Genomic DNA, 11864 nt, shown 5'->3' on the forward strand with positions numbered 1-11864 from the left:
GCGTGCGGGCCGGTCGCTCCGGTCGGCGAAACGCCCCCTGCCGGGAAACGGTCACCGCGTTCCCTCGGGCTGTTCCGGCCGGATCGTGATGCTCGATGTTTGCCCTGGCCGGACCGTGGAACCCTCCCGATACCACCGGGCCGAAGCAGGCCCGCACGGGCAACGGAAGGGGCGTGCCCGAGATGGTGATGACGGCGATGTCGGAGCTGGTTCGCAGCCAGCTGGAAAATCCACACCCGGAAGCCCCGCCCGGATCGGGCGCGTCGGCCTCGTTGTTGCGGCACCTTGTCTGGCTGCATCTGGCGGCCACCGCGATCGCCACGATCTGGTGGGTGCATCTGGCGCGCACCCGCGGGGACGGGCGATTGCGCGCGGTGCACGTGGCGATGCTGGCCATCCTGCTGGGACTGTCGTCCGCGGGCGCGGGGCTGCTGCTGGGAGCCGCGCTGGAATAGGCGGCGGGCCGTCATCCCATGGCGGCCCGTGCGATACGCAGGTCCGCGAGGAACTCCGCGTAGGCGGCGTCGCGGTCCGGAGAGCGCAGCACCGCCGACGGGTGCACCGTCGCCACCGCGCGGCCCGCGCCCAGCGCTACCACCTGACCGCGCTGCTTGCTCACGCGGAACGACGGGTCGATGACCGACTGCGCCGCGATGGCGCCCAGGCACACCACCAGGTCCGGCTCGATCCGGTCCAGCTCGGCCTCGAGCCAGGGGCGGCAGGCGGTGATCTCGGTCTTGCCGGGCTGCTGGTGGATGCGGCGCTTGCCCCGCTCGGTGAACTTGAAGTGCTTGACCGCGTTGGTCAGATACACCGTCTCGCGGTCGATCCCCGCCTCGGTCAGCGCGCGGTCCAGCAGGCGCCCGGCGGGCCCGACGAACGGGCTGTCCGCCACATCCTCCCGATCGCCGGGCTGCTCGCCGACGAGCACGACGCTCGCGCTCTCCGGTCCCGCGCCGAAGACGGTCTGAGTGGCGTGCTTGTACAGCTCACAGCCATGGCACCGGCAGGACGCCGCGCGCAGGGTCGCCAGATCCGCACCCTCGGGAATGAATTCACTGGCGCTCATGTCCTGTCCTCCCTTGTCGGCTGCTGCGGCGATACCCGGGTCGGGCCGGGAGAAACGGCGGCCCACGCGCTAGACGTAACCTGCAATCACACGTACCCTGCGGGTAGGCCCGGTCACGGACGTCCGGGCGCGGATCACACGAAACGAGTACCTCAATGGCGCGGCATGTCGACGTACTGATCATCGGCGCGGGCCTGTCCGGCATCGGAATGGCCTGCCACCTGACCCGCGAGCAGACCGGGCGCAGCTACGCGATCCTGGAGCGGCGCACCGCCATCGGCGGCACCTGGGACCTGTTCCGCTATCCGGGCATCCGCTCCGACTCCGACATGCTGACCTTCGGGTTCGGCTTCCGGCCCTGGCACGGCACCAAGGTGCTCGCCGACGGCCCGCACATCCGCCGCTATATCGCCGACACCGCCGACGAGTACGGCGTCACGCCGCACATCCGGTTCGGCCGCAAGGTCACGCGGGCCAATTGGTCCAGCGCACAAGGCATCTGGACGGTGACCGCCCGCGACGAGCAGACCGGCGAGACCGAGACCTACACCAGCAACTTCCTCATCGGATGCACCGGCTACTACGACTACGACAACGGCTACCGCCCGTCGTTCCCCGGCGAGGAGAACTTCCGCGGGCCCATCGTGCACCCGCAGCACTGGCCCGAGGACCTCGACTATCGCGGCAAGCGGGTCGTGGTGATCGGCAGCGGCGCCACCGCGATCACCCTGGTCCCGGCGATGAGCGCCGACGCCGCGCACGTGACCATGCTGCAGCGCTCGCCCACCTACATCACCGCGCTGCCCGCCGACGACCCGGTGGCGGTCGGCATGAAATTCGCGCGAGTGCCCGCCGCCCTCGCCTACAAGGCGGGCCGGGCCCGCAATATCGCCTTGCAGCGGGCCAGTTTCCAACTGTCTCGGACCAATCCGAAGCTCTCGCGCAAGCTCCTGCTGGCCGCGGTGCGGGCACAGGTCGGACCGCGGATCGACATGCGGCACTTCAGCCCCGCCTACAACCCGTGGGACCAGCGCCTGTGCGTGGTGCCCAACGGTGATCTGTTCAAGGTGCTGCGCAGCGGGCGGGCCTCGATCGTGACCGACCGCATCGCCGCGTTCACCGAGACCGGCATCCGGCTGGAGTCGGGGGACGAACTGCCCGCCGACATCGTCATCAGCGCGACCGGCCTCACCGTGCAGATGCTGGGCGGCGCCACCCTCGAACTGGACGACGAGCCGGTCTCGGTGCGCGATCTGGTCGCCTACAAGGGCGCACTGCTCGGCGGCATCCCCAACGCCATGATCGTGCTCGGCTACACCAACGCCTCCTGGACGCTGAAGGCGGACCTGGCCGCCGAGTACTTCTGCCGCCTGCTCAACCATCTGCGCGACCACGGGCTGACCCGGTTCGTCGCGGTGCCCGAGCCCGGCGACATCTCCGGCGATTCGCTCATGGGCGGGGCGCTGACCTCCGGCTACATCACCCGCGGCGACGCGGTGATGCCGCGCCACGGCACCCGCGGACCCTGGAAGGTGATCAACAACTACTTCCGCGACCGCGCCCTGCTGCGCAAGGGACCGCTCGAAGACGGCGTGCTGCGCTTCTCCCGCGAGACCGCGGACCTGCGCGCCGTGCCGGAAAGCCGTTCTGCCTGAGCGGTTTTCGGTTCGGTGGGTTGCTCTCCGAGGAAATCAGCGGCGGGGAAGGGAGCGGGGGAGCCCGAACCACGGGAGCACGCTGTTGTCGAAACGGGTCACGGCACTGATCCGGTTGCCGGCCAGCGTGAGGACGAGAAGTCCGGTCCCGCGCCGGATTCCGTCGGTCGCCGAGCGCAAATAGGTTCCGAATGCCGGTTGGCCGTTGGCTCGCGTAGGCACCATGTGGTAGCTCCGGTCGCCGCTCATCAGCGCGGCGTAGAAGCCGGCGACGGCGTCGCGGCCGACATATTCGAGGGGCATAGGCGGCATGGAGATGCGAACGTCGTCGGTGAGTAGGGCGACCAAGGCGTCTATATCACCGGATTCGTAGGCGCGGGCGAACCTCGCCACGAGTGCCTGCTGGGCGGGCGAGGGAGGCGAATCGGCGTCCGTACTCGACGGGAGTCGCCGTTGCAGCGTGGCGCGCGCTCGTTTCAGAGCGCTGTTGACCGATTCGACCGTCGCTTCGAGCATGTCCGCGACCTCGGCTGCCGGGTATCCGAGCACCTCGCGCAGGATCAGAACGGCGCGCTGGCGCGCGGGGAGGATCTGCAGCGCGGTGATAAAAGCCAACGAGATCGACTCGGCTTGCTCATAGCGGGCTTCCGGGCCGAGCGGCATGGCGATCGCGGGGTCGAGGAGCGCGTCGGGATACGGCTCCAGCCACACCACCTCGCCGCGCCGGGTCGGCTCCGGGGGGTCGATTTCGGGCACATCCCACTCCTTTGCCGGGCGCCGGGCGGCCGAGCGAAGCGCGTTGAGACAGTGATTGGTGGCGATCCGATACAGCCAGGTGCGGATCGAGGAACGCCCTTGGAAGCGGTCGAGACCGCGCCACGCCGCGAGCAGCGTGTCCTGGAGGACGTCCTCGGCGTCCTGGAACGAGCCGAGCATCCGATAGCAGTGTCGGTGCAGTTCCCGGCGGTGCGGCTCGGTCAGCTGCCGGAACGCCTCGCCGTCCCCGGCTCGCGCCCTCGCGATCAGGTAGCAGTGTCGGTGCAGTTCCCGGCGGTGCGGCTCGGTCAGCTGCCGGAACGCCTCGCCGTCCCCGGCTCGCGCCCTCGCGATCAGGTCGCTCGCGGTCATGTGTCATCACCCCTACCTGGTGTCGGCTCGTCGGTCTTCTCTGTGTGCTGACACCGCCCGGGCCTCGAACTGGGCGCTGCATGCTCCGCCCAATTTCTCGAGGTCGGGGTGTCTGCACCATCGACGGTTCATATTCGCCTGATAGGAGAACGCATGACTCTCGCGGACAAAACGGTTCTGGTGACCGGAGCCGATCGAGGCCTCGGACGGGCTTTGGTCGACGAGGCTCTGAGCCGAGGCGCGACCCGGGTCTACGCAGGCACGCGGCAGCCCCTGATGCACCCCGACGCGCGCGTCACGCCCCTGGCCCTGGACGTGACCGACGCCGAACAGATCGCCGCCGCCGGCGAGGCCGTCGCTTCGCTCGATGTCCTTGTCAACAACGCGGGCCTGGGAGGCTATGAGGACCTCGCCGATCGCGCCGCGCTGGAACGGTATCTCGCGGTCAACCTTTTCGGCCCGTACGGCGTCACGCAGGCCCTCCTGCCCCGGCTCATCGAGTCGCGGGGCGCGATAGTCAACGTGGTGTCGATGGCGGCGCTGGCGGCATTGCCGGTCAGTCCCGGCTACTCGATCTCCAAGGCCGCCACGCTGTCCATGACACAGTCCCTGCGAGCCACCCTCGCCGGTCAGGGCATCCATGTGCACGCCGTGCTGGCCGGACCCGTGGACACCGACATGGTGCGCGAGCTCCCGATCCCGAAGGCGTCACCGCCGTCGGTTGCCCGAGCCATCTTCGACGGAATTGTGCAGGGCCACGACGACATCTTCCCCGACCCGTTCTCACAGGCGTTCGCCGTCGGCTGGAACGGCGGCACGGTCAAGGCGCTCGAACGTGAGAACGCGGCGCTGATTTCCGCGGCACAGATGTTGCCCGAGGTGGTGAACCGCCGCACAACGGGCAGGCGGGCAGGCTTCCGGCCTGGCACCGGCGAGTTCACCACCTCGGGCAGAGCGCCGGGGGGCAGCCCGACCAGACCAGCATCCTCCGCCCGCGCGCGGTGGCGGGCGGGCCGAACGTCGGCAGTCGAGGTGCCGAAGGTCCTTCCGGTTACCGCGGCACGGTGACCGGATCGGTGCAGCTGCCGGGTGTGTCGACCAGCGAGCAGGCGCCCGGCGCGCGGGTCGGGCGGTAGTCGCCCGGCACCCCGCCCGCCCGGGTGATCGCGCTGTAGGCGGCGACCGCGTCGGTCGGTCGGCGGGTGAGGCTCGGATCGGTCGTCACGTCGACGGTGTAGAGGCCGAAACGTGGTGTGTAGCTGCCCCATTCGTAGTTGTCGGTGATGCTCCAGTAGTTGTAGCCCATGACGTTCATGCCGTCGGCGCGGGCGCGCTGAATCCAGTAGACGGTGTCGCGCAGGTCGTCGGCGCGGGTGTAGCCGTCCGCGCGCGGCGCGCCGTTCTCGGTGGGTATGCCGTTCTCGACGATGTACAGGGGTTTGCCCGGGAAGCGGCGGGCGTAGTGTTCCAGCGCGTAGTAGATGCCCTCGGGCTGCAGCGGCATGGTCCACAGCGCATCGGGGTTGGGCGGCGCGCTGTTCAGCAGCGACTGCAGGGTGTAGCCGTAGTAGTAGTCGATGCCCACGTAGTCCAGCCGGTCGGAGATCGGGTCGATGATCCCGCCGTTGACCGGGCCTTCCGCGGCGCCGACGGAGTAGGCCACGTTGCTGGTGACCTGCGCGCCGGGCTGCGCGCGGTGGATGTGGTCGTAGATCGTGTTGTGCGCCTGCACCAATGCCTGCTGCATGGCCGGCAGTCCGGCCGGGGACAGGCCGCCGTTGCGGGTCTCGTTCACCAGATAGAACGTCGGCTCGTTGAAGGTGACCCACAGCGGATTGCGAGAGGCGTAGCGGTCCACCACTTTCCGGGCGTTGGCCAGCCAGTCGTCGAGCATGGCGGGGTGACCCCAGCCGCCGCGCTCGGCCGCCCAGCCCGGATACACCCAGTGGTCGAGGGTGAGCATCGGGCGGATGCCCGCGGCGGCCATGGTGTCGAGAACGCTGTCGTAGAAGGCGAATTCGTCCTCGGACCACTCGCCCGGCCGCGGCTGCACCCGGGCCCATTCGACGCTGATGCGGTAGACGCCCACGCCCAGCCCGGCCGCCAGGTCGATGTCGGAGGCGTAGCGGGTGTAGAAGTCGACCGCGTCGCGGTAGCGGTCGTAGGCGGGGTGCGCGTCGATGTAGCGCGTCCAATTGCTGTCCGGCGCATGGCCTTCGCACTGGAACCCGGCGCTGGCCACGCCCCAGAGGAAGTCCGATCCCAGGGCCGGCACGGTCGGCGGCGCGGCCGGGCGGGCACCGGCCGACGGTGCCGGACCGGCGAGCGCGGCGGCGGTGCCGGCCGCGAACAGGCCGAGAGCGTGACGGCGGCTGAACGGGCGCATCGGACTCCTCTACATCGACAGCGGATGACTTTCCGGCAGGCTAGCCGGGGCCACGGGCCCGGCCGCGGACCGCGCGGGAATGTCGTCATTCTGTCCGGTAACTGGTCGCCTGTCCATCTCGATGGCGGCCCGGCGGCGGTGTCGGTGGGCCCGGCTACGGTGGACACCATGACGACGCATCTGACGCACTGGGGAGCGTTCGAGGCCGCCACCGACGGCGAGCGGCTGACCGAGGTGCGGCCGTGGCGCGGTGATCCCGAACCGCTGCCCCTGATCGAGAACGTCGCCTCCGCGCAGCACCACCCCACGCGCATCGATCGCCCCTATGTACGGCAGAGCTGGCTCGAGCGCGGCCCGGGGGCGGCCCGGCGCGGGGACGAGCCGTTCGTGCCGGTGTCCTGGGACCGCGCCGTCGAGCTGCTGTCGGCCGAATTGCGCCGGGTCTACGGCGAATTCGGGGCGGAATCGGTATTCGGCGGGTCCTACGGCTGGGCCAGCGCCGGGCGCTTCCATCACGCGCAGAGTCAGGTGCACCGCTTCCTCAACTGCCTGGGCGGCTACGTCCGGCACGTCAACAGCTACAGCCTCGGCACCTCGGCGGTGCTGCTGCCCTACGTGCTGTGCGACCTGTACTGGCTACTGGGCCACAGCACGGCGAAGTCGGTGATCAGCGAGCACACCGAGCTGGTGGTCGCCTTCGGCGGGTTGTCGCCGAAGAACGCCGCGGTCAGTCCCGGCGGGGTGTCACGGCACAACGCGCGGGGCTGGGTCGCGGCGGCACGCGAGCGCGGCTGCCGATTCGTGACGGTCGCCCCGCTGCGCGACGACACACCGGAGGAGGCGCAGGCGGAATGGCTTGCGCCGCGGCCGAATACCGACGCCGCGCTGATGCTGGCGCTGGCCCAGGTGCTCGACGCCGAAGGCGCGGCCGACACCACCTTCCTGGATCGCTACACCGTCGGATACGAACGGTTCGCCCGGTACCTGCGCGGCGAGGCGGACGGGGTGGTGAAGGATCCGCCCTGGGCCGAGGCGATCACGGGCATCCCGGCCGACCGGATTCGCGCGCTCGCCCGCGAGATGGCCGGGTCGCGCACCTTCGTGACGGTCAGCTGGTCGCTGCAGCGGGCGCGCTACGGTGAGCAGCCGCTGTGGCTGGGGGTGGTGCTGGCGGCCATGCTGGGCCAGATCGGGCTGCCCGGAGGCGGTTTCGGCCACGGCTACGGTTCGGCGGCCAATGTGGGGGAACCGACGCGGCAGCTGCGGGTGCCGTATCTGTCGCAGGGTGAGAACGGCGTCGACACCTTCATCCCCGTCGCCCGCATCGCCGACATGCTGCTGAATCCCGGTGCGCCCTACCGCTACAACGGACAGGACCTCACGTATCCCGACATCCGGCTGGTCTACTGGGCGGGCGGCAACCCGTTCCACCACCATCAGGACCTCGCGCGGCTGCGCGAGGCGTTCGCCCGGCCCGACACCATCGTCGTGCACGACGCGTTCTGGACGGCGACCGCCCGGCACGCCGACATCGTGCTGCCGGCCACCATGACCATCGAACGCGACGACTTCGGCGCCGGCGACAACGACCGCATGTTCTTCCCGATGCCCGCGCTGACCCGCCCACACGGCCAGGCGCGCGACGATTACGCCATCCTCGCCGAACTGTCCGAAAGGCTCGGCGTCGCCAAGGAATTCACCGAGGGCCGCACCACCGGCGAGTGGCTGCGGCACCTGTACGAGCAGTGGCGAGACGGGCTGGGGGAGCGCGGCCGGGATTTGCCCGGATTCGACGAGTTCTGGGCCGGCGCGGGTCTGGAGCTGCCGGTGGCCGAACCGGCGCAGGTGGCCTTCGCCGATTTCCGCGCCGACCCCGACGCCCACCCGCTGCCGACTCCGACGGGCCGCATCGAGATCTTCTCCGACACCATCGCCGGGTACGGCTATCCGGACTGCCCGGGCCACCCGGTGTGGCTCGAGCCGGAGGAGTGGCTCGGCGGCCCCGCCGCCGCCCGGTTCCCGCTCCAGCTGGTCGCCAACCAGCCGCGCACCAAGCTGCACAGCCAGCTCGATGTCGGTTCGCACAGCCGCTCGGTGAAAATCGCCGAGCGCGAACCGGTCCGGCTGCACCCGGACGAGGCGGCGGCGCGCGGCCTGCGCGGCGGCGAGATCGTGCGCCTGTTCAACGACCGCGGTTCCTGCCTGGCGGGTCTGGTGGTCGATGCCGGGGTGCGGCCGGGTGTCGCGCAGCTGTCCACCGGCGCCTGGTACGACCCCGACCCGGCCGACCCGAGCCACTGCCGCCACGGCAACCCGAACGTGCTGACCGCCGACCGGCCCTCCTCGACGCTGAGCCAGGGCACCACCGGCCAACTGGCACTGGTGCAGATCGAGGCGTATCGCGAAGTGCCGCCGGATCTTTCGGTGACCGCACCGCCTGCCATCGTGACGGAACGGGGGTGAGCGACGCCATGGCGAACACCGGAATGCCCGAGCGCCCGACCGTCACCGAGGTGGCCGTAGCGGCGACCCTCGACGATCTACAGGCCCGCTACGACCGCTCGGTCGCCACGCTGCGCGCGGCGGTGAAGGACTTCGTCGACAGCGGAGTCGTGCCCGCCGCCGAAGTCCGGGCCGCGGGCGCGTTCGTATATCCCGAGCTGCGGATCAGCTGGGACGGCCGCGCCGAGCCGAAGAACCGGTCGCGTGCGTGGGGACGGCTCACCCGGCCGGGCAGCTACCGGACGACGATCACCCGCCCGGCCCTGCTGCGCCGCTACCTGACCGAACAGCTGACGGTGATCACGGACGACTACGACATCCGGATCGAGGTCGGGCCCTCCCGGCAGGAGATCCCGTTCCCGTACGTCATCGACGCCGCCGAACTGGGGCTGGACCGGTCGATGAGCGCCGACCTGGCCCGTTACTTCCCGACCACCGACCTGGCCGAGGTCGGCGACGAGATCGCCGACGGTCTCATCGACACCAGCGGCCCACTGCCGTTGAGCCACTTCGACGCTTTGCGCACCGACTTCTCGCTGGCGCGGCTGCGGCACTACACCGGCACGCCGGTCGAGCACTTCCAGCCGTTCGTGCTGTTCACCAACTACAGCCGCTACGTCGATGAATTCGTGCGCTGGGCCCGCGACCTGATCGCCGACCCCGCAACGCCTTTCGAGGCGCTGTCCTGCGCCGGCGGCACGGTGATCACCGCCGGGACCGGGGACCACGATTCGATGGTGGCCGACGAGGCGTGGAAGAAGCATCAGATGCCGGCGTGGCATCTGATGTCGTCCACCGGGCAGGGCATCACGCTGGTGAACATCGGCGTCGGTCCCGCCAACGCCAAGAACATGTGCGACCACCTCGCGGTGCTGCGCCCGCACGCGTGGCTGATGATCGGCCACTGCGGCGGGCTGCGGGAGAGCCAGGAGATCGGCGACTACGTCCTGGCCCACGCCTACCTGCGCGACGACCACGTCCTGGATCCCGTACTGCCGCCGAACATCCCGATCCCCAGCATCGCCGAGGTCCAGCGCGCGCTGTACGACGCGACCGAGCAGGTGAGCGGCATGCCCGGCGAGGCGGTGAAGCAGCGCCTGCGCACCGGCACCGTCGTCACCACCGACGACCGCAACTGGGAACTGCGCTACTCGGCCTCGGCCCTGCGGTTCAACCTGAGCCGGGCCGTCGCCGTCGACATGGAAAGCGCCACGATCGCTGCCCAGGGCTACCGCTTCCGCGTCCCCTACGGCACCCTGCTGTGCGTCTCCGACAAGCCACTCCACGGCGAGATCAAACTCCCCGGCCAGGCCAACCGCTTCTACGAGGGCACGGTCTCCGAACACTTACAAATCGGCATCCGCGCCGTGGAACTCCTTCGCGCCGAAGGCGACAGCCTGCACTCCCGCAAACTCCGCACTTTCAACGAGCCCCCATTCCGCTAGCGGTCCCGCCGCTTTGGAGCACAACCGGATTCTCGCGCCGCTACCGATGCGGAATTCGATACCTAGGCAACCACACTTGCGGTATCGGGAGAGCTGACCACTCGCCCTCCTCGGCGCGGCAGGTGAAGGATCGGTGATGTCCGGCAAGGTGCCCACATTTCTGGGCAATGCGGCGGAGGTCGTGCTGCCCGGTGTCGGCGCGCTGGTCGGTAAGGCGTGGGGCCCGGTCGGCAGTATCGCCGGAGGCGCGATCGGCGGCCTGGTCGGCGGCGCGCTCGACGGTGTGCTGCGCGGAGAGTCCCTCGGCGATATCGTGGTCGACGCGGGCCTGGGCGCTGTGGCCGGCGGCGCGGGCAGCTTGTTCGGCTTCGGTAGGGCCGGTCTGCTGAAATATACGACCGGCCAACGTATTACGACGCAGGCCAGCGGGGCCTCGGTCGGTGGTGGCTTGTCGGCCCTCTTCGGTGACATGCGGCCGAAGCAGCCGGTGGACATCGGATGCGGTGAGTGCACGGAGATGCCGAGCGTGCTGAAGCCGGTCGGCCTGAACGCGGAGGTCGATGACCTGTTCGAGCAGCTTCCGGGGTTTCTGTGCGGGATGTGGCAGACACTCGGCGACCCGCCCCAGGCCGGGAAGACCGGTCCGGCACCCGCGCCGCCGACACTCACGGTCCCGCCCGGAATGAGCGGCATAGGCTCCTACGAGGGCAAGGCCTCCTTGCTCGTCGACACGGCAAAGGTCTTCGCGGCGACGGAACAGGACCTGGTACGCCTCATCGACAGCACCGGCGAGAACTCCCGGCAGGGCCGCGACGCCATCCGGCGGGCGATCGGTGAGATCAACACGAAAGCCGCGGCCACTGTGCCCGACGGTCTCGACATCAACAGCTACTACCTGGGTGTCGCCCAGCGCGCCATCCAGGACAGCGAGCAGATGCTGGAACGCGCCGGGACCCGGAATCAGGGCAACGCCGCCGGAACGGACCAGCAGACCGACCGGTTACCGGATCCGCAGGACCCCAGCGGAACCAGCTCGCCCCCACCGACTTCCGGCGACGTTCCGGACCTGCCGCCGGGCGGCCGCGACGGCAGCCTGCCCAACACTTTCGCCCCCGCACCCCCGGGCGGCACACCCTAGCCCGGTGGTGAGGTCGCTGCGGATCGCGGATCGGCGAGGGCGGCTTCGGCGGTGTCGACGATTGTGCCGAACGCCTTGGCGATCACCGGGCCGAAGAGTTTCATCGCGGCTGCGTTCAGGGCCGGAAAGGGAAGCGGCAGTTCGGAAGTGGTACTCCACACGATGCGCGTGCCGCCGCCCGCCTCGGTGAAGGTCATGCTGCCGCCTTCGTGGCGCGCGGGAGGAAAACTGCGCTCGACGAGGTAGTCGAAGCCGTACGGCGGGTTGTACGCGGTGACGCGTTCGCGGAACCATCCGATCAGCCACAGGTGGATCCGCACCGCGCCGACCCCGTACGGTGCGTCGTCCCCGAGCCGGGCCCAGCGGTTGCGCAGCACGAACCGCGAGCGGGCGTAGTTGCGTGAATCGGCGAACCAGTCGAAGACCTCACCGATCGGCGCCGCGATCACCCGGTCGACTGTAATGGTGTGCATCCGATACCCTCCCATGGTCTACTACAGACGATAGTAGCCCTTTGCCCGCGCCACCGTAAGGGTTCGGC

General features: G+C 69.8%; 10 protein-coding genes. 6 read left to right on the top strand and 4 right to left on the bottom strand.

Annotated features, from left to right (window positions below):
- Positions 1 to 173: 173 nt before the first annotated feature.
- Positions 174 to 455 (top strand): hypothetical protein, encoded by a 282-nt coding sequence (locus ACFMRZ_RS04585; RefSeq protein ID WP_280276950.1) that lies wholly within the window; start codon positions 174 to 176, stop codon positions 453 to 455.
- A gap of 11 nt (positions 456 to 466) precedes the next feature.
- On the opposite strand, the gene ACFMRZ_RS04590 is transcribed toward ACFMRZ_RS04585, so the two are convergent.
- Positions 467 to 1069, bottom strand: coding sequence for a UdgX family uracil-DNA binding protein (locus tag ACFMRZ_RS04590; RefSeq protein WP_400178039.1), 603 nt, complete (start codon positions 1067 to 1069; stop codon positions 467 to 469).
- Between the two features lie 155 nt (positions 1070 to 1224).
- Here ACFMRZ_RS04590 and ACFMRZ_RS04595 point away from each other — a divergent pair, with 155 nt between their 5' ends.
- Positions 1225 to 2724: a flavin-containing monooxygenase gene (locus tag ACFMRZ_RS04595; protein ID WP_400178040.1), complete on the top strand. Its 1500-nt coding sequence runs from the start codon at positions 1225 to 1227 to the stop codon at positions 2722 to 2724.
- A gap of 36 nt (positions 2725 to 2760) precedes the next feature.
- On the opposite strand, the gene ACFMRZ_RS04600 is transcribed toward ACFMRZ_RS04595, so the two are convergent.
- Positions 2761 to 3852, bottom strand: a complete 1092-nt coding sequence (locus ACFMRZ_RS04600) for a sigma-70 family RNA polymerase sigma factor (RefSeq protein WP_400178041.1) — start codon at positions 3850 to 3852, stop codon at positions 2761 to 2763.
- Positions 3853 to 4005: 153 nt separating this feature from the next.
- Here ACFMRZ_RS04600 and ACFMRZ_RS04605 point away from each other — a divergent pair, with 153 nt between their 5' ends.
- A complete protein-coding gene (locus ACFMRZ_RS04605) occupies positions 4006 to 4920 on the top strand; it encodes an SDR family NAD(P)-dependent oxidoreductase (RefSeq protein ID WP_400178042.1) in 915 nt (304 codons plus the stop codon).
- On the opposite strand, the gene ACFMRZ_RS04610 is transcribed toward ACFMRZ_RS04605, so the two are convergent.
- Positions 4904 to 6238 carry a family 1 glycosylhydrolase gene (locus tag ACFMRZ_RS04610; RefSeq protein WP_400178043.1) on the bottom strand — a complete coding sequence of 445 codons (1335 nt, stop codon included), beginning with the start codon at positions 6236 to 6238 and terminating at the stop codon, positions 4904 to 4906. The two genes, ACFMRZ_RS04605 and ACFMRZ_RS04610, sit on opposite strands and share 17 nt — an antisense overlap.
- A 168-nt stretch (positions 6239 to 6406) precedes the next feature.
- Here ACFMRZ_RS04610 and ACFMRZ_RS04615 point away from each other — a divergent pair, with 168 nt between their 5' ends.
- From ACFMRZ_RS04615 to ACFMRZ_RS04625, 3 genes are all read left to right on the top strand, one after another.
- A complete protein-coding gene (locus ACFMRZ_RS04615; RefSeq protein ID WP_400178044.1) occupies positions 6407 to 8701 on the top strand; it encodes a molybdopterin guanine dinucleotide-containing S/N-oxide reductase in 2295 nt (764 codons plus the stop codon).
- On the top strand, positions 8698 to 10185 hold the full coding sequence (locus ACFMRZ_RS04620; RefSeq protein WP_400178045.1) for an AMP nucleosidase: 1488 nt from the start codon (positions 8698 to 8700) through the stop codon (positions 10183 to 10185). Before ACFMRZ_RS04615 ends, ACFMRZ_RS04620 begins: the two co-directional genes overlap by 4 nt.
- Before the next feature lie 136 nt (positions 10186 to 10321).
- A complete protein-coding gene (locus ACFMRZ_RS04625; RefSeq protein WP_400178046.1) occupies positions 10322 to 11323 on the top strand; it encodes a hypothetical protein in 1002 nt (333 codons plus the stop codon).
- Here the strand turns inward: ACFMRZ_RS04625 and ACFMRZ_RS04630 are convergent.
- Positions 11320 to 11796 carry an SRPBCC family protein gene (locus tag ACFMRZ_RS04630; protein ID WP_400178047.1) on the bottom strand — a complete coding sequence of 159 codons (477 nt, stop codon included), beginning with the start codon at positions 11794 to 11796 and terminating at the stop codon, positions 11320 to 11322. The two genes, ACFMRZ_RS04625 and ACFMRZ_RS04630, sit on opposite strands and share 4 nt — an antisense overlap.
- Positions 11797 to 11864: the final 68 nt, after the last annotated feature.

It is taken from the genome of Nocardia sp. N2S4-5 (genome assembly GCF_044628355.1).
In the GTDB taxonomy this organism is placed as follows: domain Bacteria; phylum Actinomycetota; class Actinomycetes; order Mycobacteriales; family Mycobacteriaceae; genus Nocardia; species Nocardia wallacei_B.

What these genes read in the sequence shown, in the direction of transcription:
- ACFMRZ_RS04600 (WP_400178041.1), bottom strand. Translation starts at nt 3,852, where the DNA reads ATGACCGCGAGCGACCTGATCGCGAGGGCGCGAGCCGGGGACGGCGAG.
- ACFMRZ_RS04605 (WP_400178042.1), top strand. Translation starts at nt 4,006, where the DNA reads ATGACTCTCGCGGACAAAACGGTTCTGGTGACCGGAGCCGATCGAGGC.
- ACFMRZ_RS04610 (WP_400178043.1), bottom strand. Translation starts at nt 6,238, where the DNA reads ATGCGCCCGTTCAGCCGCCGTCACGCTCTCGGCCTGTTCGCGGCCGGC.
- ACFMRZ_RS04615 (WP_400178044.1), top strand. Translation starts at nt 6,407, where the DNA reads ATGACGACGCATCTGACGCACTGGGGAGCGTTCGAGGCCGCCACCGAC.
- ACFMRZ_RS04625 (WP_400178046.1), top strand. Translation starts at nt 10,322, where the DNA reads ATGTCCGGCAAGGTGCCCACATTTCTGGGCAATGCGGCGGAGGTCGTG.
- ACFMRZ_RS04595 (WP_400178040.1), top strand. Translation starts at nt 1,225, where the DNA reads ATGGCGCGGCATGTCGACGTACTGATCATCGGCGCGGGCCTGTCCGGC.
- ACFMRZ_RS04590 (WP_400178039.1), bottom strand. Translation starts at nt 1,069, where the DNA reads ATGAGCGCCAGTGAATTCATTCCCGAGGGTGCGGATCTGGCGACCCTG.
- ACFMRZ_RS04630 (WP_400178047.1), bottom strand. Translation starts at nt 11,796, where the DNA reads ATGCACACCATTACAGTCGACCGGGTGATCGCGGCGCCGATCGGTGAG.